Genomic DNA, 24,082 nt, shown 5'->3' with positions numbered 1-24,082 from the left:
GGCCGGCTGGCGGCCCTCGAGGTGACCATCGGTGGGCGATGCCCGGGCGGTGCACGGGACGCGTCCGCGACCGGGCCACCCGGACTGCTACATGAACCGTTCCAGCAGGCTCGTCTCGGCCGTACGGGACAAGGACTCGCGTACGGTGCGGGCACGCTGCTCGCCGATGCCCTCCACGGACATCAGGTCCTCGAGGTTCGCGGCCATGAGCGACTGCAGGCCGTCGAACTGGGCCACGAGCCGTTTCGCCACCGCACGCGGCATGGACTTGATGCCCTCGAGCAGCCGGTAACCGTGGGGGTGCAGGTCCACCTCCAAGTTGCCCTGCGGCCCGGTGAGACCCGCGGCCACCGCGACCCGCTGCAGATCGATCAGTTCGGTGGACGACAACCGGGCGAGCCGGTCCAGGGACTCCGCGATCACCTCGGGCGTCGTGGCCTCGGGCAGGTAGTCCCGCAGGACTACGCCGGGCCCCGGTCCCGTCCCGGCCGTGAGCTCCTCGAGCTGCAGGGAAATCAGACGCCCGTCCGAGCCGAGTTCCAGGACGTACCACCCGATCTCGTCCGAGATCCTGCGCACCATCTCCATCCGCTGCAGCGTCAGGGCCACGTCGCGGGCGGTCACCGCGGCTTCGATCTCGAGCGCCGAGAGGCTGCCCAGGACCTGCTCGAGGCGGTTGCTGTAGTGCTCCAGGGTCTGCAGGGCCTGGTTCGCGCGGGCCATGATGGCCTGGGAACCGTCGATCGCGTAGCGGTAATCGGCCACGTAGATCGTGATGACGCTCATGGACTGGCTGACCGAGATCACGGGAACACCGGTCTGCTTGGCGGTGCGCTCGGCGGAGCGGTGACGCGTGCCGGACTCCTGGGTGCGGATGGACGCGTCCGGCATGAGCTGGACCCCGGCCTTGAGGATGCGGGTGGCTTCCTTGTCGCACACGATCGCCCCGTCCATCTTGGCGAGTTCGCGCAACTTGGTGGGGGTGAATTCGGTGTCGATGTCGAACCCGCCCGAACACAGCGACTCCACGGAGCGGTCGAATCCGAGCACGATGAGCGCGCCCGTGCGGCCCCGGAGGATGCGCTCCAGCCCCGTCCTCAGTTCGGTACCGGGGGAGACCCTGGCCAGGGTCCGTCTCAGGGCAGTCTCGTGCGATTTCACCACGGCCTCATTCTATGTGCGCTCGCCCCGCCCAAAGGCCAACATGCCCCGCGTGGCATGTGTGTTTGGACTCGGCCCTACGGCGTCGGACTCAGCCCTGCCGCGGCGGGAAGAGCAGCTCCATGGCCTGTGAGACGGTGGTGACCTCACGCACGGAGAAGCCCGGAGGGATCTTGCCGGGTCCGTTGGGGGATGCCGGGACCACGGCGTGGGTGAAGCCCAGCCGGGCGACCTCCTGGATCCTGCGGTTGATCTCGGGTACGGGGCGGACCTCACCGGCCAGTCCGATCTCCCCGAAGCACACGAGCCGCTGGGGCAGCGGTCGATCCTGGGCGGCGGACGCGAGCGCCATGCACACCGCGAGGTCCGTGGCGGGTTCGGTGAGCCGCACACCGCCCACGGTGGACACGTAGCAGTCCATGGTCGCGAGGGCCACGCCCGCCCGGCGCTGCAACACCGCGAGCAGCATGGCCACCCGGGAACCGTCCAGGCCGGAGGTGGCCCGTCGGGGTTGCGCGGTGCTGGACTTGTCCAGCAGGGCCTGGACCTCCGCGAGCAGCGGCCTGCGCCCCTCCACGGTGACGCTCAGACATGTTCCCGCGACCGGGACGGGGGTGCGGGAGACGAACAGGCCGGACGGGTCCGAGACCGAGCGGATACCGTTCTCCTCGAGATCGAAGCACCCGACCTCGTCCGTGGGGCCGAACCGGTTCTTCACGGCCCGCAGTAGGCGGATGCGCGAGTGTTTGTCCCCCTCGAACTGACACACGACGTCCACGAGGTGTTCGAGCAACCGGGGACCGGCGATCGAACCCTCCTTGGTCACGTGGCCCACGAGCAGGGTGGTCATGTTCCGGGTCTTGGCGGCGTGGATGAGGCTCGCCGCGACCTCCCGCACCTGGCTCACCCCGCCCGCCGAACCCTCGATCTCCGGGCTCGCGAGGGTCTGCACCGAGTCCACGATCAACAGTTCCGGTTTCAAGTCCTTGACCTGCGCGAGCGCCGCGGAGAGGTCGGTCTCCGCGGTGAGGTACAGCTTTTCCGAGAGGGCATCGATGCGCTCGGCCCGCAGTTTGACCTGCGCCGCGGACTCCTCCCCGGTCACGTACAACACGGTGCGGGGATCGGGCCCGCCCGCCACCTTGGCGGCTGCGTCCAGGAGCAGCGTGGACTTACCCACGCCGGGTTCCCCCGCGATCAGGATGACCGCACCGGGCACGAGTCCGCCGCCCAGGACGCGGTCGAACTCGGTGACGCGCGTGGGGGTGAAGCGGGCCACCGAGGAATCCACCTGGCCGATGGGTTGAGCGGGCACCGCCACGCTGGCCGCGGCCCGGGTGCGCCCGTGTTCCAGGTTCGTGGAGATCTCCTGCACGGTGCCCCAGGACTGGCACTCACCGCACCGGCCCACCCATTTGGCCGTGGTCCAGCCGCATTCCGTGCACCGGTAGGAGACGGACGGCTTCCTGGTCTTCGCGCTCATGCTGTCACCGTAGGGGGCGGATCTGACGCGCATAAGCGGCACGGATCCATGGCTCGGTCACCGACCGCCCAGCGTGGGCAGGTACCGGATCGCCTCCTCGTGGGTGAGACCGGTGGACTCCAACAGGTCCACGACCAACGGACGGATCAGCAGCACGAGTGCCTCGCCCTCCATGGTCCGCACCCCCATGAGCCCGGGTTCCAGGCGACCGGCCACGGAGATCAGTTCATTGCGCGTCTGGCGCAGGTAGCTTTCACGGGTCTGGGGATGACTCGCGGAGAACGTGTGATCCAGGCTCAGGATGGCGTCGGAGAGATCGGCGAGGGCCTCGGAGAGGGAGGCCACGGCGTCGTCGGACAGGGAGACGCGGTTGAGGACGGACGCGAGGCGGCGTGCGAACACGCGCGAGTTGCGCACGGCGAGGTCCACGTACCGGATGCTCTCGCTCAGGTCGTCGATCTCGCGGCGGTGCCGGCGGTGCAGAGGGGATGCGTGGGCGATCTCCCGGGAGGCCGTGAGCCCCGAGCGCACCGAGTCCACGAGCGGCTGCGTCTGACGAGCCCGCACGAGGGCGTGCCACGCGAGGCGCGAATCGGTGTCCGAGACCGCACGGGAGCAGTCCGTGAGCACCTGGGTGAACTCCACGATGAGCTTGCTGAGGTCCTGGCGCGGTTCGCGGCGCGGGTCTTGGGGAATCACGTACGCGAGGAGCAGCGCGCACAGGCACCCCACCACGGCGTCGAAGGACCGCGCGAACACGCCGTCCTGCGATGGCGGGAGGAGCACCACCAGCACGGACTGCAGCCCCATCTGCGTGGTGAAGATCGCGCCGTTGTCAAGGAACCGGGCGAGCAAGAGGGACAGGAGCAACACGAGGGCCGCTTGCCACTCACCATGGCCCAGGACCTGGATGAGCAGATCGCCCATCACGATCCCCAGGGTGCACCCGATCGAGACCTCCAGCACCCGGCGGTAGCGCAGCCCGCCCTTGGCGTACCCCAGGGACACGAGCGCGGCGGTCGCGGCGAAGATGGGGCCTTGATGGCCCAGCAGCCGTTCCGCGATCACGTACGCGCCAACGGCCGCCACGGTCATCTGCACGGCCTGGAAGAAACCGGACGTCATGCGTGCCCAGCCGGAGCGCCCGCGCTTGCCCACGACCTCGGGAACACGACGGAATCGGGAGCGGTACGGAGCTGCTTCCGAGGACGTCATGGCTCCCATCCTAGGCGGGCGCCTCGGACGGACGCGTACCGCGCGGGACGCGTGACCGGGCGGCGCCGTGGCCAGGGGTGGCGCCGGTCACAGGGGTTGTTAACCGCCAGTTCACCTTCCCGGCCGCATCTGTCAATATCGCCTGCCTACGGTAATTCTCGGGCGCGCTGCGGACGCAGCGGCGTTGGACTCCAAGATCCGGTTGTCCGCACCCACCGGGCTCCCCGGTTCACGCTTTCGAAGGGAAATACAATGAAGGTTTCGCATGTCGGCCGTTCGGCCGCAGTCCTGGCCATTGGTGCCCTCGCTCTCACCGCTTGCGGTTCCGACAACGCCACCGGCAACACCAACAGCGGCGGGGGCTCGGGCGAGAGCAGCGGCGTGTCCGGAACGCTGACCGGCATCGGGGCATCCTCCCAGCAGGCCGCCATGACCGCGTGGCAGAACGGCTTCCAGTCCGCTAACAGCGGCTCCACCGTGCAGTACTCCCCGGACGGCTCCGGCGCCGGGCGCAAGGCCTTCCTGGCGGGCGGCGCGAACTTCGCCGGCTCGGACGCCTACCTCTCCGACGACGAGGTCGAGCAGGCCAAGCAGCAGTGCGGCCCCGACGGCGCCATGGACCTCCCGGTCTACATCTCCCCGATCTCCGTGGCGTTCAACCTGCCCGGTATCGAGTCCCTGAACCTGGACGCCCCCACCATCGCCAAGATCTTCAAGGGTGAGATCAAGCGCTGGAACGCGGAGCAGATCAAGCAGCAGAACCCGGACGCCGATCTCCCGGACACCCCGATCACGGTGGTGCACCGCAGCGATGACTCCGGGACCACCGAGAACTTCACCGACTACCTGCACGAGGCCGCTCCGCAGGAGTGGACCAAGGACCCGGCACAGGCCTGGCCCTCCGAGTACGCGGCGGAGAACAACAAGGGCACCTCCGGCGTGGTCTCCACGACCTCCGGCACCGAGGGCGCCGTGACCTACGCGGACTCCTCCGCCGTGGGCGATCTCGGCACCGCCGCGATCAAGGTGGGCGACCAGTACGTGACCCACTCGCCCGAGGCCGCCGCCAAGGCCGTCGAGGTCTCCGCCCAGGCCGAGGGCCGCGGCGAGCACGACCTCGCGATCAACATCGGGCGCGACACCAAGGAATCCGGTGCGTACCCGCTCGTGCTGATCTCCTACCACATCGTGTGCTCCCAGTACGACTCCCAGGAGACCGCGGACCTGGTCAAGGCCTTCGAGAACTACGTGATCTCCGAGGACGGACAGAAGGCCGCTGCGGACTCCGCCGGTTCCGCCCCGCTGAGCCAGACCCTGCGCGACCAGGCCAAGGCGGCCGTGGACTCCATCACCGCGAAGGGCTGATCCGCCCCGACGACGTGTGAGTGCGGCGCCGGCGTGTCATCGCGCGTCGGCGCCGCAGCCACGCACGCGGTCATCTCGGACCGCCACGTCCTACGCTGGCCGAATTCACCGCTCAGCTCGTTCCACACCTTGATCGAAGGGACTGGTTCATGTCCACCACCATCAGCGCCCAGAAACCGGGGACCCGCCAGTCCTCGGCCGGACGTGCCGGTGACTCCGTCTTCTCCGGACTCAGCCTGGCCGCCGGCATCCTGATCTTCGCGGTGCTCGCGGCCGTCGCGCTATTCCTGTTGCTGCAGGCGCTGCCCACGTTCGCCGCCCCCGCCGAGGAGATCACCGGTGGGCAGGGCTTCTTCCACTACATTTGGCCGCTCATCGTGGGCACGCTCATCGCCGCGGTGATCGCCCTGCTGATCGCCACACCCGTGGGCATCCTGGTGGCGCTCTACATCTCCCACTACGCACCGGCCAAGATCTCCAAGCCGGTGGGCTACGTGATCGACCTGCTCGCGGCCATTCCCTCCGTGATCTACGGCGCGTGGGGTGCCACGGTGCTCGCGCCGGCGCTCGTACCGCTGTACAACTGGCTCACCGAGCACCTGGGCTTCATCCCCATCTTCGACGGGCCCGCGTCCCAGACGGGTAAGACCATGCTCACCGCAGGCATCGTGCTGGCCATCATGATCCTGCCGATCATCACGTCCATGTCCCGCGAGATCTTCACGCAGACGCCCAAGCTCCACGAGGAGGCCGCGCTGGCACTGGGGGCCACGCGGTGGGAGATGATCCGGATGGCCGTGCTGCCGTTCGCGCGCCCCGGGATCATCTCCTCGATCATGCTGGCCCTGGGCCGCGCGCTCGGCGAGACCATGGCGGTGGCCCTGGTGCTGTCCTCCGGGCCCATGATCGCGTCCCTGATCAAGTCCGGTAACCAGACGATCGCCGCGGAGATCGCGCTGAACTTCCCCGAGGCCTACGGCCTGCGGTTGTCCGAACTGATCGCGGCCGGTCTCGTGCTGTTCCTGATCACCCTCGTGGTCAACATGATCGCCCGCGCCATCATCGCTCGCTACAAGGAATTCTCGGGGGCCAACTGATGACCACGTCCACCCAACCCGGAACCTCACCCGTCCGCCAGTCAAGGCTCACCCGCGGTCAGCGCCCCAAGTGGCTCGTCCCCGTCATCGGCGTGGCCGCGATCGTGGCGGGGGCCGCGCTTGCCGCTCTGGTGGGGTTCAGCATCGCGCTGTGGGCCCTGTTCGCCACCGTGATCTTCCTGGTGGTCGGCCCGCTGGCCGTGGGCATGATCGAGGGTTCCCGCGCCGGGGCCGATTCGCTCATGACCTTCCTGGTCTATGCCGCCTTCATCCTCGCGGTGATCCCGCTGATCTCCGTGATCTGGACGGTGCTCGCCAACGGCATCCCCGGTCTGACCTCCAACATGTTGTTTACCTCCATGAACGGGGTCACGGGCTTCCACGACAACCAGGCCGATGCGCCCAGTCAGGTGATGGGCGGCGCCTACCACGCGATCATCGGTACGGTGTCCATCACGTTCTGGGCCACGCTCATGTCGGTGCCCGTGGGGTTGCTCACCGCGATCTACCTCGTGGAGTACTCCCGGGGCGGCTGGCTCGGCAAGGCCATCACGTTCTTCGTGGACGTCATGACCGGTATCCCGTCCATCGTGGCTGGTCTGTTCGCGGCCGCTCTGTTCGGCATGATCTTCGGCCCCTCGACCCGTACCGGGTTCGTGGCGGCGGTCGCGCTGACCGTGCTGATGATCCCCACGGTGGTCAAGAACACCGAGGAGATGCTGCGGATCGTGCCCAACGAACTGCGCGAGGCGTCCTACGCGCTGGGTGTGCGCAAGTGGCGGACCATCCTCAAGGTGGTCATCCCCACGGCCATCTCGGGTATCGCCTCGGGTGTGACCCTCGCGATCGCCCGTGTGATCGGTGAGACGGCGCCGCTGCTCGTGACCGCGGGCTTCGCCACGGCCATCAACTGGAACTCGTTCTCCGGCTGGATGACCACGCTGCCCACGTTCATCTACTACCAGATCATGACGCCCACCTCGCCCACGAACCCCGATCCGTCCCTGCAGCGGGCCTGGGCCGCGGCGCTGATCCTGATCGTGATCGTGATGCTGCTCAACCTCGTGGCACGCTTGATCGCCAGGGCCTTCGCTCCCAAGACCGCCGGCCGCTGAGTGCTGGCCGACCATTCGATCTAAGGAAACACACCCATGTCGAAACGAATCGACGTCGAAAACCTCAACGTCTACTACGGCGATTTCCTGGCGGTCCAGGACGTCAGCATGAACATCGAACCCCGCTCGGTCACCGCGTTCATCGGTCCCTCCGGTTGCGGCAAGTCCACGTTCCTGCGCACCCTCAACCGCATGCACGAGGTGATCCCGGGTGCTTACGCCCAGGGCAAGGTGCTGCTGGACGGAGACGATCTCTACGGCAAGGGCGTGGACCCCGTGACCGTGCGCTCCATGGTGGGCATGGTGTTCCAGCGCCCCAACCCGTTCCCCACGATGTCCATCCGCGACAACGTGCTCGCGGGCGTGAAGCTCAACAACAAGCGCATCTCGAGCAAGGACGCGGACGAGCTCGTGGAGAGCTCGCTGCGCGGCGCGAACCTCTGGAACGAGGTCAAGGACCGTTTGGACAAGCCCGGTTCCGGTCTCTCCGGTGGTCAGCAGCAGCGGCTGTGCATCGCCCGCGCAATCGCGGTCAAGCCGGACGTGATCCTCATGGACGAGCCGTGCTCCGCGCTGGACCCCATCTCCACGCTCGCGATCGAGGACCTGATCAACGAGATCAAGACCGATTACACCGTGGTGATCGTGACCCACAACATGCAGCAGGCGTCCCGTGTGTCGGACAAGACCGCGTTCTTCAACATCGAGGGCACGGGCAAGCCCGGCCGTCTGATCGAGTACGCGCCCACCACGGACATCTTCAACAACCCGCAGAAGAAGGACACCGAGGACTATGTGTCCGGCCGCTTCGGCTGATCCGCGTCCTCGCGCACGCGAACGGTGCCCTCCGTCTCGGAGGGCACCGTTCGCGTGCACGCCCGGGGGTACGACGGCGCTCCGGCCGGACCCGGGGTACGACGACGCACGCACCGGGAGCGCGCAGCGATCCGCACCGTGCGACGTCGTCAGCCTCCGCGTGCCCCGATCGTGACGCGTGCCCCGAGCGAACCGCGGGTACGGATCAGGCCGCGGGGACCTGGATCAGCGGGGAGGCCGCCAGGAACAGGATGGCGGAGACCAGGCCGCACACGGGGACCGTGGCGACCCACGAGGCGATGACCCGCAGCACGGTGGCGTGATACACGGTGCGGAACTTCTGGGCGGAACCCGCGCCCAGGATCGCCGCGGTGGTGGTCTGGGACGTAGAGAGCGGAATGGGGGAGAGGAACCCCCCTACGAACAGCAGGGCGCCGGACACCGTTTGCGCCGCCGCTCCGCGCAGGGGATCCAGCGTCACGATGCGTGCGGAGAGGGTGTAGGAGATCCGCCAGCCGCCCAGCAGGGTACCGAACGCGAGACACGCCCCCACGAGCACCGTGAGCCACACGGGGATGCTGTCCCGGGAGAGGTTGGGGTTCACGATCAGCAGGAGGACCAAGAGGATCCACAGCGTGCGCCGGGCGTGCTGGATCCCGTGTCCGAAGTGAATGGCCGCGGCACCCGTGGCCTGCACGACCCCGGCCCGGAAGTTCACGCGTCCCGGGGTCTCGTGGCGTACCAGGTACACGATGGGCACGACCAGCAGGAACGCGAGCACGAACGCGATCACGGGGGAGATCAGCAGGGGGAGCAGCACATTCCAGGAGAAGTAGGAACCCATGGCCAGGTGGTCGTCGTAGAGCCCCGCGGCGCGTGCTCCGAGCAGAGCACCCACCACGGCGCCGCCGATCGCGGCGGTGGAGGACGTGGGCATGCGCCACCACCACGTGAGGAGGTCCCACCCGATGGCCGTGAGCAGGGCGCACAACAGGGCCACCACGCCCGCGTCGTTGAGGGGGATGGGGATCTCGAACGAGATCAGCCGGTCCAAGACCAGCCCCACCAGGAGGGCGCCCATGAGGTTGAACACCGCTCCGGTCCACAGGGCCACACGGGGTGTCAGGGCGTTGAACCGTACGGGCAGGGCCACGGCGTTGGAGGCGTCGTGGAAACCGTTGACGACCGTTAAGACCAGGGTCAGGAGGGTGCCTACGACGGCCAGTAACTCTGTCACCGCGCGTCAGGACTCTACCACGAGGATCCGGCCCACCTCTGCGGAGACCTGGCCCAGGGCGCGTGCGGCATCGAAGAGCTGGCGGGCGGCGTCCATGCGGCGGATGGCCTGGGCCGTCTTGAACTGATCCAGCAAGCTCGCGCGGTGCACCCGGTGGGTCCGTTCGGCCTGGCGCGTGAGACGGATCATCTCGAACCAGTAGTCGTCCAGCTCGTTCAAGCTGCTCAGCCGGCCCATGGCCTTGGTGGTCATGAGCGACATGTGCTGGATCACCGCGAGCTCCTCGGTCGCGTGCGAGGTGGGCCGCTCCAGCTGGTACAGCTGGTGGGTCTCGGCACTCGCCACGAGGCACTGGACTGCTCGCAACAGCCACTGCCCCAGGATGTAGACGTCCTGACGCGGGATGGGCACCACGTACGAGGAGCGCGTGGTGGTCATCAGGGAGAAGTAAAGGTTGGTGCAGCGGTCCTCGGTGTCCAGGAGGTCCGTGATGGGGCGCTGCCAGGTCTTGTCGATCTGCCCGATGTGTTCGGCGAGCTGATCCACCGCGGTGCCCACGCACTGGGACATCTGGACCAGGAGCTCGGTCACCCGCTCGTCCTCCGGGAAGATCCGAAAGGCCATCCGTTCGTCCTCCCGTCGAACCGTTCACTTTTCGGCCGTCACTGTACCGAACGAAAGTTAACCGGGGGGACATGTGGATCTTGTTGAGGGGTGCGGTGCCGGACCGGGAGCGCCTCTCGGCGGAAGGCCGCTCGTAGCGGCTAAATGATGGAGCCCGGGGCTGCCACGGCCCGACACCTGTCTCCATCATAATCCCCGACCCCGGGGGCGCCGCAAAGCGGTCCGTCCGGACGAGGACGCCCCGCGGAGGGCAGGCCCTTACTCGAGCGCACCCCTGCGCCACGCGGCGGCCGCGGACTCGAGTTCCTCTGCGGTGCGGATCAGGCGGGGGATGCGGCGCCACGGATCGCGCACGCCGAGGCTCGAGATGTCCAGCGTGCGTTCCTGGCCCGTGGCGATCACGCGGCAGAACGCGGCGGAGCGTTCGAGAGCGACGTCGAAATCGCCGTCGAACGCGCCGGAGAGGATGGCGTCCGCGACCTCGCAGATCTCCTCCGCACCGGGCGGGTCCGCGACGCCCGCGACCACGTTGGACACCTGCGCGGTCTGCTTGCCCGCGGCGAACCAGCGGCCCATGCGGTAGGGGTCCTTGCGGGCGGCGGCGCGCAGCGCGTAGAGCCGCCACAGCGCACCCGGGAGGGACACCGCGGGGGCCTGCGCCCACATCTCCGCGATCCCCTCGAGACCCTGCTCGTCCGTGAGCCGAACGAGGCGATCGTGGACCACCGGATCCTCGGATTCCCGGCCCCGCGACACGAGCGCCTGCGCGGCCAGGTGGGCCGCCTCCGACACTCGGGCGGGGTCCGTGCCGCCCTCGTGGGCGTCGAACTTCTCGGGGGAGAACTTCACGGGCGAATGATGCGTGCGGCGTTCGGACATGCGCCCGAGTGTACGCCGCGCACCTTTCACGGGGCTCGGCGGATCAGTCGACCGTGTGCGTCTCCCCGGCCCGCTGACGCCAGCGTTCCTCGATGCGCAGCAGGGCCTGCTGGGACACCGCGCGCCACCACCGCAGGGCCAGCTGGGGGTCCTCCTCCTCGATCTCCTGGATCGCCTCCGGGGAGAGCCTGCGCGCGGAGACGTCCGTGAGCGCGGTGAAGCTCACCAGGTGGCGCATATTGGTACCCAGGGCGATCTCACCGAAGCTCATTCCCGGGCCGATCACCTCCAGCTCCACGCGGTCACCCTGCGGTGAGCGCCGGGAGACCTCCACGTTGCCGGACGTGACCATGTACACGCCGTTGAACTTCTGGCCCGTGCGCAACACCGTGGTCCCGGCCTTCCAGTCCACGGACTCGGTGCGTGAGCGGATGCGCTCCACGTCCTCCTCGCCGAGCGTACTCAGCAGTTCGGAACGGGTGGAGTGCACCTTGTCCGGGGCGCACTCGGGGCCGCCGAAGCGCTCCAGGATCTGGTCCTCGGCCCACGTGAGGGCCTCGGCGCGCGTGGCGAAGACCGTGAGCGGGTGTTCGAGGTTCCGCTTGTTCTCACCGCTCTTCTCCGCGACGAGCACCATGTGGTGGCCCGTCTTCTCGATCTGTTCGGCGGTGCGGCTGAGCATGGGCAGGACGAAGCGGGCCATATCGTCCACCTGCCGGATGTCCACGAGCACGTAACTGGACCTGCGGGCGGCGTCGCGCACCGTGCGCACCGCGGTCTCGGCCCCGGCGAAGCGCAGATCGCCCTGCAGCTCGATGATCCGAGCGTCCTCGCCGTGCGCGTCGAGCACCTCGGTGGCGGCCTCGTTGCGCCGCACCAACGACGGCGCTTCCGCCAGGGTGTACTCGGAGCGCACCGTGGAGTGCCCTTTGCGTTCCGTGCGGGCGAAGTGCAGGTCCAGGTCCTTGGTGAGCCGTTCGCATGCGGCCACGCCGCGCACGGAGTTGCCGTGGCGGTCCAGGGGCGGGGAGAACACCGCGACCGCGAGCTGCCCCGGGAGCACGGTCACCACGCCACCGCTGACCCCGGACTTGGCGGGCAGGCCCACGCGGATGGCCCAGCGCCCGGCGTCGTCGTACATCCCGCACGTGCTCATCACGGACAGCACGTCCGAGACGACCTCGGGGTCCAGGACGCGCTCGCCGGTCACGGGGTTGCGCCCGCCGGCCGCGAGCGTGGCACCCATGCGGGCCAGGTCCACGCAGTTGAGCATGATCGAGCACTGGCCGAAGTAGTCCTCGAGCGCGCCGGTGGGATCCCCCTCGATGATCCCCCGGGACGCGAGCAGCCAGCCCAGCGCGCGGTTGCGGTCCCCGGCCTTGTGCTCCTGCGACTGGATGTTCTTGTTGATCCGCAGCTGCCGGCCCGCGCATCGGGAATGCAACCGCAGGATCCGTTCCATGCGCGTGCCGTGGGACGTGTTGCGCACGAGGGAGGTCGCCGCGATCGCGCCCGCGTTGATCATGGGGTTCGCGGGGCGTCCCGTCTCCGGCTGCAGTGAGATCTCGTTGAAGGCGTCACCGCTCGGTTCCACGTCGATCTTCTCGAACACACCCTCCGGGCCGCGGTCCGTGAGCGCCTGGGCATACGTGAAGGCCTTGGAGATGGACTGGATGCAGAATTCGAGCTTGGTGTCCCCGGCCTGGTAGAGCGCGCCGTCCACGGTGGCCACGGCGATCCCCACGATGTTCTCGTCTGCGGCCGCGAGCTCCGGGACGGAATTGTTCACCGTGCCGTCCGTCAGCGGGCGCAGGTCCTCCACCACGCGGCGCAGGTACTCGGTGACGGGGGAGGGGCCCAGCTTGGACATCGCGACGGTGCTCATGGGTCATTCCTCGAAGGCTCGGCGGGAACCCCGCGGCGGGCTGCGCACGCCCCGGGTGTCGTCTCCTCCCAGGGTCCCATATTGCGGACGGGCCCGGTCGACGACGACGCCGTGCGCTCGCCCACGGCGCGGTGGCTCGTCGCGCCGCGCGGTGCGGCCCGCTGGGCCCGCCCGTGGTTGCCGTCGGTGCCGCGCGGGAGGCCGCTTCCCGAACTGGAAATGCGCCCGCGCTGCGGTAGAGTAGCCGTGCTCGGTGGCGGGAACTCGCGGCTGGGCACGCGCCTTTAGCTCAGTTGGTAGAGCAGTGGACTTTTAATCCATGGGTCGTGGGTTCGAGCCCCACAGGGCGCACCACCTCCCGGAACCGGAGACCATGTGCCCCGTGGCGATCACGATCGCGCGGGGCATTTCCGTGTCCGCTCGCATTCGGGGCCCGGGGCGAGCGGCATTCGGCGCCCCGGACCTGCCCGCGTGCAGCGCCTCTGGCCGAGTAGCGCTCAGTGCGCCGGGCCGACCCGTACGAGGCGCGCGAGCGCCCAGCCCATGAGCGGGCGGTAGGCCAGCAGGACGGGGGCGGGGCCCTGGATCCTGACGTCCGCGCGGGAACCGCCGCTCGGGGTGGGAGCGACATCGTGCGTGAGCTCCAGCGTCACGGGACCCACGCGCACGCGCCAGGACCACGAATGCAGGTTGGCGCGGACGCTCATCACACGGAACGCCGCGGGTACCACGCCCAGCGCCGTGACCACGCCCGAGGTGCCGGGGGCCAGGGTGGCGGAATCGGCGCGGACGTTCGTGAGGTGGGGAGCCCACACGGTCCACAGATCGAGGCGCTCGTAGTGCTGCCACACGTCCGCCGGGCGAGCGGGGCCGGTGCGGGTCACGGTCATGTCCATGGCACCAGTGTGCCCGGGATCCGCGCGGACGGGGGCGTCACGCAACGGTAAGCCCACTGTCGATTGTGGGGCGAGCCGGCGGACTGGGATCATGGGGCGCATGGACCCGGCCTATCGCGTAGACGTCTTCACCGATCCCGGGCTGTGCTCCGCGATCTTCAGTCGATTGCAGCAACGCCACGGCGGGGACGGCTTCGGGGACTACCAGCTCGTGCGCCGGGACAGGACCATCCCCCTGCGCCCCGACAACAGCCTGGACGTGGAGGCCGTGCGCGCGTGGTCCCGCGAGGGTGAGGCCGATTTCCAGGTCGTGATCACGGAGATCCCCCGGCGGGCGGGCAAGCTGCCCAAGATGGCGGAGCTGCACTTCGAGGACGGGCTCGTGATCATCTCGCTGCCCGCGCTGGGCTGGCGGGGGCTCACGACCAAACTGGGACGCGCCATCTTCGACTCCCTGGACACCCTGGCCCATCAGGACCTCCCGGACGTCCAGGACCGGCGTGTGCGCTTCGGAGTGGTCCACGAGCAGGACGTGGACACCGGGCGTTCCGTGTTCATTGCGTCGCCGTGGTGGTGGCCAGGTCGCATCCGCCTGGTCCTGGGCATGGTGCGCACCAACCAGCCGTTCCAGGACGTCACCAAGCTCAAGCGCATGTGGGCGGCGGCGTCGGCCACCGGCGCGTTCGGCGTGTTCTACTCCTCCATCTGGCAGATGTCCCTGGCGTTGCCCTCGTGGCGGCTCGCCCTGATCTCGCTCCTGGCGGTTGGGGCCATGGTGGGGTGGCTGATGTTCAGCAACCGCCTGTGGGACCCGCCCCGGCGGCTCGGCAGTCGCGTGGAGGCCGCGATGTACAACGCCTCCACGATCGCCACGCTGCTCGTGACGGTTCTCACGTTCTACACCGTGCTCATGGCGGGGATCCTCGTGGCCGCTCTGGTGGTGATCGAAGTCGGATACATGCAATCCGTGATCGGAGTCTCTCCCTCGCTGAGCAACTACGTGGACATCGCGTGGCTCTCTGCCTCGCTCGGCACGATCGCCGGTGCTCTCGGGTCGAACTTCGACAGCCACGCGGACATCGAGCGGTTGACGCACGGTCAGCGGAACGCCGAGCGGGTCGAGAAGGACGACGACCACTGACACGGGTCCCCATGACGGGCATTCGGGGCGTCCGAGCTGTCCCCATTTTGCGCTACGAATCAGCGCCGCCGTCCGGTCGATTGCGCGCAATGGAAGCAAGGAATCGGCCTCCGACATGGGAGAACATACGCTTGAGTTGATTTGTCCACAAAACTGCGATGGGTCTTGCGTGACTCGGTGACCGCTGGAAATCCTGGAGCGGGCGTGCCAGCATATTCATGTCGCAACACGGGACATTCAGTGATGTGCGGTCATGACCGGGGGGAATACGGGCCGTACGTCCATGACGGATTCGTACGCGTTCCACGCTGGGGGGCGTGGTGTGTCCGGGTCACCCGTGAGGCGACGGTACGAGGTTCATGCCGGGGGGCATGTGCTTCGAGCGGACCTGATCCGCGCCGGTTCTCCGGCATATGCGTCCGCTGCGCCGCATGGACTCCTTCGGGGGAATGAGTCCTGGCGCAGCGGACGCAACGCGTTAAGGGGTCGTACGCCCGACCCGGCGTGTCATGGGGCCTGATACAGAGGGCCGCACCTCGCGCCGCGGTGGGCGCTCCGGTCGCTTCTGCGTGTCCGAACCTGCTGGGACACTCGAGTCATGATCGCGCCTGCGCACGAGAACACCGCATCCCTCCGGGACCGAGCCCTGGATCACCTCCGTGAGCTCACGGGGAACCCGCACGCCGATTTCCACCCCGGTCAGTTCGAGGCCATCTCCGCACTCGTCCAGGAGCACCGGCGGGCACTCGTGGTGCAGCGCACCGGGTGGGGGAAATCGGCGGTGTACTTCCTATCCGCGCTGTTGATGCGGGCCCAGGGCTACGGCCCCACGCTGATCATCTCCCCGCTGCTCGCACTCATGCGGGACCAGGTCGCGGCGGCCCAGCGCGCGGGTGTCCGCGCCGCGGCCATCTCGTCCGCCAATCCCACCGAGTGGGCGGAGATCTCCGCGGCCCTGGATCGCGGCGAGATCGACGTCCTGTTGGTGTCCCCGGAACGCCTCAACAATCCCCGTTTCCGGGACGAGCAACTCCCACAGCTCGTCTCCCGGCTCGGACTGCTCGTCGTGGACGAGGCCCACTGCATCTCGGACTGGGGTCACGACTTCCGTCCGGACTACCGGCGAATCAAGGACCTGCTCGCGGACCTCTCTGACTCGGTGGCCGTACTGGCCACCACGGCCACCGCCAATGAACGCGTGATCGAGGACGTCCGGGAGCAGCTTGGGGTGGGCTCCGGGTACCGCGGCGAGGTGTTCACCCTGCGCGGTCCGCTGTCCCGCGCGTCCCTGCGGCTCGGCGTGCTGCGACTGCCCTCCACCGCCACACGGCTCGCCTGGTTGCTCGAACACCTGGACCAGCTTGCGGGCAGCGGGATCATCTATGCGTTGACCATCGGGGCGGCGGAGGACACTGCCCGAGCGCTGACGGAGGCGGGCCATCCCGTGGCGGCCTACACCGGTCGCACGGACGCGGCGGAACGCGAGGAACTCGAGGTCGCCCTGAAGGAGAACCGGGTCAAGGCCCTTGTGGCCACGTCCGCGCTGGGCATGGGCTTCGACAAACCGGACCTGGGTTTCGTGGTGCACCTGGGAGCGCCGTCGTCCCCGGTGGCGTACTACCAGCAGGTGGGCCGCGCGGGGCGCGCGACCGACACCGCGGACGTCCTGCTGCTACCGGGCGGCGAGGACCGGGAGATCTGGGAGTACTTCGCCACCGCGTCCATGCCCACCGAGGAGAAGGCCACCGCGGTGCTCACCGCGCTCGCGGAGAACGGCGGCCCGTTGTCGGTCGCGGCTCTCGAGCCGCGGGTCAACATCAAACGCACCCCGCTCGAGCTGTTGCTCAAGGTGCTCGCGGTGGACGGCGCGGTGGAACGGGTCTCCGGCGGCTGGCAGAGCACGGGCCAGCCCTGGACCTACGACGCCCCGCGTTACGAGCGGGTGCGCAAGGCCAGGATCGCGGAACAGCAGGCCATGATGGATTACCAGTTCACGAGCGAGTGCCGCATGCGCTTCCTCACCCGTCAGCTCGACGACGCCACCGCGGAACCGTGCGGTCGGTGCGACGTGTGCGCCGGGCCGTGGTACCCCACCACCGTGCATTCCGACGCATCCGCCGCCGCGGACGCCGCCCTGCACCGGGCCGGTGTCCCCGTGGAACCGCGCGCGCAGTGGCCCACCGGCATGGATCGATTGGGGTTGCAGGCCAAGGGGAAGATCCCGGAAACGGAACGCGCCGAACGCGGCCGCGCCCTGGCCCGGCTCACCGATCTCGGGTGGGGGCAGCGGTTGCGGGAGATCTTCCGATCGGACGAGCACGGCGATCCCGTGGATTCGGTGGTCACGGCGGACCTGGGACGCGCGAGCATCACCGTCCTGGCGCAGTGGGACTGGCAGGAACGGCCCACCGGGGTCGTGGCCATGCCGTCACTGTCCCGCCCACAGCTCGTGGACTCCCTGGCCCGCGGGCTGGCCTCCGCGGGGCACCTGCCGTTCTGGGGCTCGCTCGAACTGAACCCGGACGTCCCCCGCGGCTCCCACGGCGGCAACAGCGCCTATCGGCTCGCCGAGGTGTGGGACCGGTTCCTGGTCCCGGAGCCCCTCGCGGAACAGTTGGCGCGGGCGCCGCGGGCGAGCGTGCTGCTCGTGGACGACCTCGCAGACAGCCGGTGGAGCCTCACGGTCGCGGCCCGGCAGTTGCGCCTCGCCGGGGCGGACGCGGTGCTACCGTTCGTACTCGCCGCCCAGGGGTGAATCGGGCCGCCGCGGGATGGATCGGGCACTCTTAAGGGGACACCCAGGCGACGGGAAACGTGTGTAAATTATCCTTGCGACATGGTCGAACACCCGCAACCGCCGCTCGTGGACATCGTGATCCCGGTCCACTCCACCTCGCGACCTTTGCAGCGGGCCGTGTCCTCGGCATTGCGTGCGGCCCCCGGTGCGGCCCCCGGTCAGTGCCGGGTGACGGCGGTCGCGCATCATCTCACCGCCGAGCAGGTGCATTCCATGTTGAGCGTCGAGCAACGCGCCGTGGTGGACGTCATCGAGTCCGAGGACCGGGGGGGTACCGCGGCCGTGCCGCGCAACGAGGCGCTACGACGCACCAGCGCGCGCTACATCAGTTTCCTGGACAGCGACGACACCCTGGATCCCGGCGCGGTGACCCGGTGGCTCAGGATCGCCGAGCGGTGTGGTAGCGACCTGGTCATGCCCTTCCAGCACCACGAGAACCCGAGGGTGGACATCACCCCCATCGTCAGGCCGTTGCGCCGTTCGGATCTGGATCCCGTGAAGGACCGCCTGGGGTATCGCAGCACGGCATTCGGACTGATCCGTATGTCCGCGGTCAGGCGCACGGGGGCTTGCTTTGACGAGTCTGCGAGAACGGGTGAGGACCAGTCCTTCGTCATGGCCCTTTATACGGGGGCACACCGGATCGATCTCGCGCCCGGTCTCCCCGGGGTGCTGATGCATGCGGATGGTACGGACCGAGTCTCGCGCCAGCTCCTCCCGATTCGAGAAACCGTGGCAGCCGCCCTGGATCTCGGTCGCGAACCCTGGTTCGCAGGGGTCCCGGACGAGCTGAAGCGGTCCTACATCCTCAAGTACATCCGCGTGAACTTCTTCCCCGCTCTGGAGCACGCCGTGCGCTCGGGGGCCTGGGACGCCCACTACGCGCGGTCGGCGAATGCCGTGTTCGAAGAACTGACGCAGTACGCGCCGCACGTGACGGACCAGCTCTCGCGCGCGGACCTGCGGGTCGCGCGGTTATTGTCCCCGGGGGCGGGGGAGCGGGAGTTGCTCGCGGCCCTGGCCGAGCGACGTCGTTACACCACGCCGGGGGCGCTGCTCACCGAGCGCTGGACCCGGGTGCTGGTCCGGCAGGCACCCCTGCGGGTGGTCGCCGCGAGCGCCGTCCAGATGCTGCGTTACCGCTGGGCGCTCGCCGCGGGGTCGCGGAACTGAACCGACCGCCGTCGTGATGGGGTCAGGCGCGACGGAACCTGCGCATGACCATGGCCACACGCGGTGCGAGATCACGCCATGAGATCGCACACCACAGCGCCAGGAAAGCCACGGTCGCCAGGATGGTCACGAGCACGCCCTGGTGCGTGAACACGAGCCACAGCCCGGACAGGATCAGCACGTACCCCAACATCACCCGGAACATGAGACCGGACCATTTCATGCGGTCGTGGACCCACACGATGATCAGCGGCCCCACCGCACTGATGAGGCAGCCGACCAGGTACCCCATGGCCGCGGCCATGACACCGAGCCGCGGACCCCACCACAGGACGGTGGCGACGCCCAGGATCAGCCCGAGCGCGTTGCACGCCGCGAGCGCGCGGACCCCCCAGCTCTCCCCGCCGTTGAGCCGCGAGTTGGAGGCGTTGAAGCTCGTGGCGGAGACCGCGAAGAACAGGACGATGAGCAAGGGGACGGCCCCGGTGAACTCCTCGGCGCGGGCGTTGTAGAGCCCGTGAATCACGTATGGCGCCCAGAGGATGCCCACGCCGAACACGGGTAGGAACATGAGCACCATGACCCGCAGGATGGAATCGAGCTGCTGTTTCATGCCGGTCATGTCCCCGGCGGTGAACATGCGGGCCACGGCCGGCGCGAGGGCCACGAGCATGGAGGAGGAGAGCATGCTGGCCGGCGTCGCGATGCTCACCGCGGCGGAGTACTGACCCACCGCGGCGGGGGTGTCGTAGTGCTTGCCGAGCATCATGGACAGTTGCAGCAGACCCGAAGCGGTGAGGATGTTGATGGACGCCCACGCCGTGAACGAGTTGATCTGCCGTTTGAGGGACGTGGGCAGCGGGCCGCCGGAACGGTGCGGCCAGCCCGGGATCGCGTAGATCAGGTAGCCCAGGCTCAACGGCACCAGCAGCAGCGGTGTGAAACCACCCAGCAGCACCACGAGCAGGAGGGTCAGGGTGATCCCCGAGCTGATGCAGTCCCACACGGCCGTGGTCACGAACTGGTTGTTGCCGGTGCGTACTCCGCGTACGAAGTTGTAGGCGGACAGCGCGATCACCAGCAGGCCCGCGGACAGCGCGTAGCTTGGGGGCAGGTGCAGGAAGTACGTGGCCACCACGACCGCCACCACGGCCAGCACCGCCGAGGCCAGGGCCGCGGTGCGTGATGCGTAGACCGCCACGGACAACTGCTCCTCGCGGTGTTGCTGACCGCGCGCCATGGCAATGAACTTGGCCGCCGCGTTGCCCGAGGCCTGCGGCCACAGCAGGACCAGGAACAGGGCCAGGGAGATGGCCAGGTTGACCCGCCCCAGGATCTCACTGCCCAGGATGTTGCCCACCAGCAGGCTGTACCCGAAACGGGAGAGTCCCTGCACGAACACGGCGATCACGGTTAACGCGAACGACGAACCGATGGGGTTGTCCCGGTTCTCGTGATTCGGCGGGGGGAAGAGGATTCCCCGCCACCGCCGAGAGGGGGAGCCTGAGGTGGGGGAGGATGTCACATCGTGGAGTTTATCGACTCGCGTGTCGACCGGACGCATCCCGCGTCACGGCACGGTAGAGCCGGGAGAACTGCGCACCGATCTCCGCGCGGGAGAACCGGGAGCGCACGGTGGCGGCGATGGCGGCCGGATCGGCCTCACGGAAGCGGTCCCGCGCGGTCTCGATCGCGTCCGCGAGCACGGGGACGTCCCAGCTGTGGGTGAGCACCGAGTTCTCGGGGGTGCAGTAGTCGTCGAACCCACCGCTCAGGGGGACCGCGGCGGGCCGTCCGGCCGCGATCGCCTCGGCAACCGCGGTGAAGAAGTTCTCCTGGGCGCTCGGGAGGAAGAAGATGTGCGCGTCGGAGAGCCGCTGGGCGATCTCCGCCGGGGGGACCGCCCCGGTCAGCTCGACCCGGTCCTCGATGCCCAGCTCACGGGCGGTCTGCGGGAGGGACTCCATGAGGGGGCCCTTGCCCACCAGGGTGTAGTGCACGTCCACTCCGCGGCGCACCAGTTCCGCGACGGTCTCCAACGCCAGGACGGGGCGTTTGCGATCGATGAGTGCCCCCACGCCCACCAGTCGCAGGGGCGGGCTCGCCGGGAACTCGGCGGCCGGGTGAGGGTTCTCCACGACGCACGGCACCACGTGGGTCGCCCCGGGGCGGGAGAAGCGCGCCATCTCGGTGCACAGCTCGGCGGTCACGCCCGTGACCACGTGAGGCAGTCGCAAGGCATGCCGCAGCCACGCCAGCCGCTGCCACAGCGGATTCACACTCGCGGGATTGACCACTCCGTTCCAGTGCTCGGTGTGCACCCAGGGGAGGCGTCGCGCGGCCCACGCCGGCGCGCTCAGCAGGACCGCGGAGAACGCCATGGTGTGCAGCACGTCCGCGCCGCACAGCCCGGCGGAGAGCACGCGGGTCACGTGCGCGTAGGACCGCGGATCCGTCACGTCGAGCCACACGCGGGTGACAGGGATGCGCTGGTAGACCTCTTGCGCCGTGGTGTGCGCGCGTCGACCGATGTTCACGTGCACCACCGCGACGTCGTGGCCCGCTTCCTGCAGCGCCCAGCAGTGCTCCACGATGAAGGGGGTGCGGCTGGGGGTTTCCGCGTCGGGGAACCACGCGGTGACGACGAGTGATCGCACGGGACGAAGACCTTTCGGGAGGAAGCGGACGGAGCACAACGCCCCGCACCATGACTACCACGCCGGGGTGTGCTGCCGCTGCATCCCGGCGGGAACGACGCGCCCGCCGCTTTGACCGCTCGCGCACCGTGCCGATAAGCTGACGTCCGTTGTTTTGGGATGAGCCTGTTCTCATGGAATTGGAGCATCACGAACGACACGGAGACGTGCCAGAGCGGCCGAATGGACTTCACTGCTAATGAAGGGTCCGGGTTAAACCGGACCGGGGGTTCAAATCCCCCCGTCTCCGCGAAATGTCGAGGGCCCCACACGTCATGTGGGGCCCTCGTTCGTGTCGGGGGTACCCTCGCGATATTTACATTGGTAAAGTCCGTGGCACTCGCAGTCCGGTGCTCCCGCCCACGGGCGTCAGCCACCTCGATCCGGTGCTGATCCCGCCTCCGCGAGCTGATTCCCGAGGGGGACATCATGCCACGACGCTCCGCACGAACACTTCTCACGTTGTCCGTCTCCGCGCTGTTGCTGGCCACGGCCGCACCCGCCTCGGCGGCACCCCCGGAGGGACCCACCCCGGAACAACAGGCTCAGACGAAACCCCCGACCGTGGGCGGCGTCGAATCCCTCGGAAGAGGAACGGGCGCCCAGGGCAAGGTCCTGGCGGAAACCGACCGGGTCGTGGTGAAGTTCAAGGACCACGTCCCCGAGGCGCAGAAGGAAGAGGTCCTGACCGAGGTGGAGACGGCCACCGAGATCGAGGACCCGGAGATCGTCAAGACCACGGGCAACGCCGAGCAGGTCGTGGAATCCGACACGATGCTCGACAAGGCGGAGCAGCAAGCGGTGGTCGAGACCCTCGAGAAGGACCCCGCCGTGGAATCGGCGGAACCGGACCTGATCGTGGTCAACGGGCTCGCGGCGCACACGGCGTCCGCCCCGAACGACCGCTACTGGAACTACCAGTGGGGTCCCCGCAACATCGGTGTGCCCTCCGCGTGGTCGCACGGCACGGGTAACGGCGTGGTGATCGGGATCGCGGACACGGGCCAGATCAACCACCCGGACCTCACTCAGCGCACGGTGCGCGGGTACGACTTCCTCTCGGACCTGTACCACTCGCGGGACGGCAACGGCCGGGACGGCAACCCGCAGGACGAGGGTGACTGGAGCCCCGGGCGGCCCAACTGGTGGCACGGTTCGCACGTGGCCGGGATCGCCGCGGCCCACACCAACAACCGCACGGGTATCGCCGCGGTGGCCCCGGACGCCCGGATCCAGCACGCCCGCGTCCTGGGAGCGGACGGCCGCGGGTACGTCTCGGACATCGCGGACGGTGTGATGTGGTCCGCGGGCATCGCCATCCCCGGGGTCCCGCGCAACACGACCCCCGCCAAGGTCGTGAACCTCTCCGAGGCGTGGGACGCTCCCACGTGCGCACCCGTCATGCAGAACGCGGTCAACCGCATGCACAAGATCGGGGTCCCGCTCGTGGTCGCGGCCGGGAACGCGGGCAAGAGCGCCAATCTCGCCGCCCCCGCCAACTGTGGCGGCGCGATCGTGGTCGCCGCGACGTCGTCCCAGAACCGGATCACCGGCTACTCCAACTGGGGGCCCATGGTGGACGTCGCAGCCCCGGGCGGGGACACCAACGCGCCGATCTGGTCCACGGTCAACACGGGGGCGTTCAGCCTGGGCGCGCCCTCGTACGGGGACCTGAGCGGGACGTCCATGGCGGCGCCGCACGTGTCCGGAGTGATCGCCCTGATGAAGGAGCGCAACCCGAACATCGGCGTGGAGGCCATCCGCAAGACCCTGCGGGACACCGGCGTGAACGTGAACGGTTACCGCAAGGTGGACGCGGTGCGCGCCGCCCGCGCGGTGGCGCCCACCACGCGCGGGGCGATCGCCACGTACTACAAGTCCCACGGTGGGGCGGGCGTCTACGGCAATCCGACCACCGGGGAGCGGGACACGGGCGTGGGCGGCGTCGTGCAGCACTTCGTGAAGAACGGGCGCACCACCAAGCTCTACTGGTCCTCCCGCACCGGGGTGCGCGAGGTCCGCACGTGGACGGGCATCGGCTCGCGCCACGAGGGCCTGGGCGGTGCCCGCGCGGTGGGCATCCCGTTCAACAACGAGCAGCGCACCGCCACGGGAGGCTACTACCAGAGCTTCGTGGACCCGCGTTCGGGCAAGACCACCAAGATCCTGTGGAGCGCTCGCACGGGTGCGCAACCGATCGTCGAGAGCTCGGGCATCGGCCGGGTATGGGTCCGCAAGGGGTACGAGACCAAGGCGGGGTACCCGATCTCCCCGGAGGTCCGCACGTCCACCGGCGCCTACCAGCGGTTCCAGAACATCAGGACGGGCGAGCGCACGCAGTACACCTGGACCCCGCGCGGGGGTGTCAAGGTCACCCGCATCAAGTGACCGCCCCGCGGTGATCCACCCGCTGCATTTTTGGCCCGAAAGGGCACGCCACCGATTGGCGGCGTGCCCTTTCGGGCCTCGGATGTTCTCGGGCGGTTCGTGGGCGGGGTACGA

At 68.8% G+C, this 24,082-nt stretch carries 18 protein-coding genes and 2 tRNA genes; 10 read left to right on the top strand and 10 right to left on the bottom strand.

Features of this window, described 5'->3' with window-relative positions:
* Window positions 1-87 precede the first annotated feature (87 nt).
* The 3 genes from disA to ACW9PK_RS03220 all read right to left on the bottom strand — a co-directional run bounded on the left by disA (window position 88) and on the right by ACW9PK_RS03220 (window position 3,859).
* Window positions 88-1,164, bottom strand: coding sequence for a DNA integrity scanning diadenylate cyclase DisA (gene disA, locus ACW9PK_RS03230; protein ID WP_457016460.1), 1,077 nt, complete (start codon window positions 1,162-1,164; stop codon window positions 88-90).
* An 88-nt stretch (window positions 1,165-1,252) separates the two neighbouring features.
* Complete coding sequence (gene radA / locus ACW9PK_RS03225; protein ID WP_064846324.1) at window positions 1,253-2,644, bottom strand: DNA repair protein RadA; 1,392 nt, start codon at window positions 2,642-2,644, stop codon at window positions 1,253-1,255.
* Between the two features lie 57 nt (window positions 2,645-2,701).
* Window positions 2,702-3,859 carry an FUSC family protein gene (locus tag ACW9PK_RS03220; RefSeq protein WP_085108132.1) on the bottom strand — a complete coding sequence of 386 codons (1,158 nt, stop codon included), beginning with the start codon at window positions 3,857-3,859 and terminating at the stop codon, window positions 2,702-2,704.
* A gap of 252 nt (window positions 3,860-4,111) precedes the next feature.
* On the opposite strand from ACW9PK_RS03220, the gene pstS reads away from it, so the two are divergent.
* The 4 genes from pstS (at window position 4,112) to pstB (ending at window position 8,252) form a co-directional block, all read left to right on the top strand.
* Entirely contained in the window at window positions 4,112-5,224 is a 1,113-nt protein-coding gene (pstS, locus tag ACW9PK_RS03215) for a phosphate ABC transporter substrate-binding protein PstS (protein WP_368836082.1), read from the top strand.
* A gap of 149 nt (window positions 5,225-5,373) precedes the next feature.
* Window positions 5,374-6,321, top strand: coding sequence for a phosphate ABC transporter permease subunit PstC (gene pstC, locus ACW9PK_RS03210; RefSeq protein WP_064846307.1), 948 nt, complete (start codon window positions 5,374-5,376; stop codon window positions 6,319-6,321).
* Complete coding sequence (gene pstA / locus ACW9PK_RS03205; RefSeq protein WP_085108135.1) at window positions 6,321-7,436, top strand: phosphate ABC transporter permease PstA; 1,116 nt, start codon at window positions 6,321-6,323, stop codon at window positions 7,434-7,436. The genes pstC and pstA overlap by 1 nt, the downstream gene beginning before the upstream one ends.
* 36 nt (window positions 7,437-7,472) lie before the next feature.
* Entirely contained in the window at window positions 7,473-8,252 is a 780-nt protein-coding gene (pstB, locus tag ACW9PK_RS03200; RefSeq protein ID WP_064846305.1) for a phosphate ABC transporter ATP-binding protein PstB, read from the top strand.
* A gap of 205 nt (window positions 8,253-8,457) precedes the next feature.
* Here the strand turns inward: pstB and ACW9PK_RS03195 are convergent, their stop codons facing one another.
* The 4 genes from ACW9PK_RS03195 to glsA form a co-directional block, all read right to left on the bottom strand.
* The gene (locus tag ACW9PK_RS03195) at window positions 8,458-9,489 is read right to left on the bottom strand and encodes an anion permease (RefSeq protein WP_457016455.1); all 1,032 of its coding nucleotides are present in this window, start codon (window positions 9,487-9,489) and stop codon (window positions 8,458-8,460) included.
* A 6-nt stretch (window positions 9,490-9,495) separates the two neighbouring features.
* Window positions 9,496-10,113 carry a hypothetical protein gene (locus ACW9PK_RS03190; protein ID WP_085108141.1) on the bottom strand — a complete coding sequence of 206 codons (618 nt, stop codon included), beginning with the start codon at window positions 10,111-10,113 and terminating at the stop codon, window positions 9,496-9,498.
* A 258-nt stretch (window positions 10,114-10,371) separates the two neighbouring features.
* A complete protein-coding gene (locus tag ACW9PK_RS03185) occupies window positions 10,372-10,992 on the bottom strand; it encodes a hypothetical protein (RefSeq protein WP_457016453.1) in 621 nt (206 codons plus the stop codon).
* Between the two features lie 43 nt (window positions 10,993-11,035).
* Window positions 11,036-12,877 carry a glutaminase A gene (glsA, locus tag ACW9PK_RS03180; RefSeq protein WP_457016451.1) on the bottom strand — a complete coding sequence of 614 codons (1,842 nt, stop codon included), beginning with the start codon at window positions 12,875-12,877 and terminating at the stop codon, window positions 11,036-11,038.
* Window positions 12,878-13,155: 278 nt separating this feature from the next.
* On the opposite strand from glsA, the gene ACW9PK_RS03175 reads away from it, so the two are divergent.
* Window positions 13,156-13,231 (top strand) — tRNA-Lys (locus ACW9PK_RS03175).
* 143 nt (window positions 13,232-13,374) lie between these two features.
* Here ACW9PK_RS03175 and ACW9PK_RS03170 read toward each other — a convergent pair.
* Window positions 13,375-13,773 carry an SRPBCC family protein gene (locus tag ACW9PK_RS03170; RefSeq protein WP_085108167.1) on the bottom strand — a complete coding sequence of 133 codons (399 nt, stop codon included), beginning with the start codon at window positions 13,771-13,773 and terminating at the stop codon, window positions 13,375-13,377.
* Window positions 13,774-13,873: 100 nt separating this feature from the next.
* Between ACW9PK_RS03170 and ACW9PK_RS03165 the strand changes: the two genes are divergently transcribed.
* The 3 genes from ACW9PK_RS03165 to ACW9PK_RS03155 all read left to right on the top strand — a co-directional run bounded on the left by ACW9PK_RS03165 (window position 13,874) and on the right by ACW9PK_RS03155 (window position 18,884).
* On the top strand, window positions 13,874-14,914 hold the full coding sequence (locus ACW9PK_RS03165; protein WP_457016449.1) for a hypothetical protein: 1,041 nt from the start codon (window positions 13,874-13,876) through the stop codon (window positions 14,912-14,914).
* 598 nt (window positions 14,915-15,512) lie between these two features.
* Window positions 15,513-17,669 carry a RecQ family ATP-dependent DNA helicase gene (locus ACW9PK_RS03160; protein ID WP_457016447.1) on the top strand — a complete coding sequence of 719 codons (2,157 nt, stop codon included), beginning with the start codon at window positions 15,513-15,515 and terminating at the stop codon, window positions 17,667-17,669.
* Window positions 17,670-17,750: 81 nt separating this feature from the next.
* Complete coding sequence (locus ACW9PK_RS03155; RefSeq protein ID WP_457016445.1) at window positions 17,751-18,884, top strand: glycosyltransferase; 1,134 nt, start codon at window positions 17,751-17,753, stop codon at window positions 18,882-18,884.
* 22 nt (window positions 18,885-18,906) lie between these two features.
* On the opposite strand, the gene ACW9PK_RS03150 is transcribed toward ACW9PK_RS03155, so the two are convergent.
* Together ACW9PK_RS03150 and ACW9PK_RS03145 are read right to left on the bottom strand one after the other, a co-directional pair.
* The gene (locus ACW9PK_RS03150) at window positions 18,907-20,409 is read right to left on the bottom strand and encodes a lipopolysaccharide biosynthesis protein (protein ID WP_457016443.1); all 1,503 of its coding nucleotides are present in this window, start codon (window positions 20,407-20,409) and stop codon (window positions 18,907-18,909) included.
* A gap of 10 nt (window positions 20,410-20,419) precedes the next feature.
* Window positions 20,420-21,541: a glycosyltransferase gene (locus ACW9PK_RS03145; protein WP_457016441.1), complete on the bottom strand. Its 1,122-nt coding sequence runs from the start codon at window positions 21,539-21,541 to the stop codon at window positions 20,420-20,422.
* Between the two features lie 200 nt (window positions 21,542-21,741).
* Between ACW9PK_RS03145 and ACW9PK_RS03140 the strand changes: the two genes are divergently transcribed.
* Window positions 21,742-21,830, top strand: a tRNA-Ser gene (locus tag ACW9PK_RS03140).
* Window positions 21,831-22,009: 179 nt separating this feature from the next.
* Complete coding sequence (locus tag ACW9PK_RS03135) at window positions 22,010-23,968, top strand: S8 family serine peptidase (RefSeq protein WP_457016439.1); 1,959 nt, start codon at window positions 22,010-22,012, stop codon at window positions 23,966-23,968.
* Window positions 23,969-24,082: the final 114 nt, after the last annotated feature.

This window comes from Kocuria sp. MNB10 (assembly GCF_054073685.1).
Note: the sequence above shows the minus strand (reverse complement) of the source record. Positions and strands in the feature narration are given on the sequence as shown.

Excerpts from the sequence above, each read along its gene's own strand:
- radA (WP_064846324.1), bottom strand. The coding sequence starts at position 2,644 with ATGAGCGCGAAGACCAGGAAGCCGTCCGTCTCCTACCGGTGCACGGAA.
- ACW9PK_RS03220 (WP_085108132.1), bottom strand. The coding sequence starts at position 3,859 with ATGACGTCCTCGGAAGCAGCTCCGTACCGCTCCCGATTCCGTCGTGTT.
- pstS (WP_368836082.1), top strand. The coding sequence starts at position 4,112 with ATGAAGGTTTCGCATGTCGGCCGTTCGGCCGCAGTCCTGGCCATTGGT.
- pstC (WP_064846307.1), top strand. The coding sequence starts at position 5,374 with ATGTCCACCACCATCAGCGCCCAGAAACCGGGGACCCGCCAGTCCTCG.
- pstA (WP_085108135.1), top strand. The coding sequence starts at position 6,321 with ATGACCACGTCCACCCAACCCGGAACCTCACCCGTCCGCCAGTCAAGG.
- pstB (WP_064846305.1), top strand. The coding sequence starts at position 7,473 with ATGTCGAAACGAATCGACGTCGAAAACCTCAACGTCTACTACGGCGAT.
- ACW9PK_RS03190 (WP_085108141.1), bottom strand. The coding sequence starts at position 10,113 with ATGGCCTTTCGGATCTTCCCGGAGGACGAGCGGGTGACCGAGCTCCTG.
- ACW9PK_RS03185 (WP_457016453.1), bottom strand. The coding sequence starts at position 10,992 with ATGTCCGAACGCCGCACGCATCATTCGCCCGTGAAGTTCTCCCCCGAG.
- glsA (WP_457016451.1), bottom strand. The coding sequence starts at position 12,877 with ATGAGCACCGTCGCGATGTCCAAGCTGGGCCCCTCCCCCGTCACCGAG.
- ACW9PK_RS03170 (WP_085108167.1), bottom strand. The coding sequence starts at position 13,773 with ATGGACATGACCGTGACCCGCACCGGCCCCGCTCGCCCGGCGGACGTG.
- ACW9PK_RS03165 (WP_457016449.1), top strand. The coding sequence starts at position 13,874 with ATGGACCCGGCCTATCGCGTAGACGTCTTCACCGATCCCGGGCTGTGC.
- ACW9PK_RS03160 (WP_457016447.1), top strand. The coding sequence starts at position 15,513 with ATGATCGCGCCTGCGCACGAGAACACCGCATCCCTCCGGGACCGAGCC.
- ACW9PK_RS03155 (WP_457016445.1), top strand. The coding sequence starts at position 17,751 with ATGGTCGAACACCCGCAACCGCCGCTCGTGGACATCGTGATCCCGGTC.
- ACW9PK_RS03135 (WP_457016439.1), top strand. The coding sequence starts at position 22,010 with ATGCCACGACGCTCCGCACGAACACTTCTCACGTTGTCCGTCTCCGCG.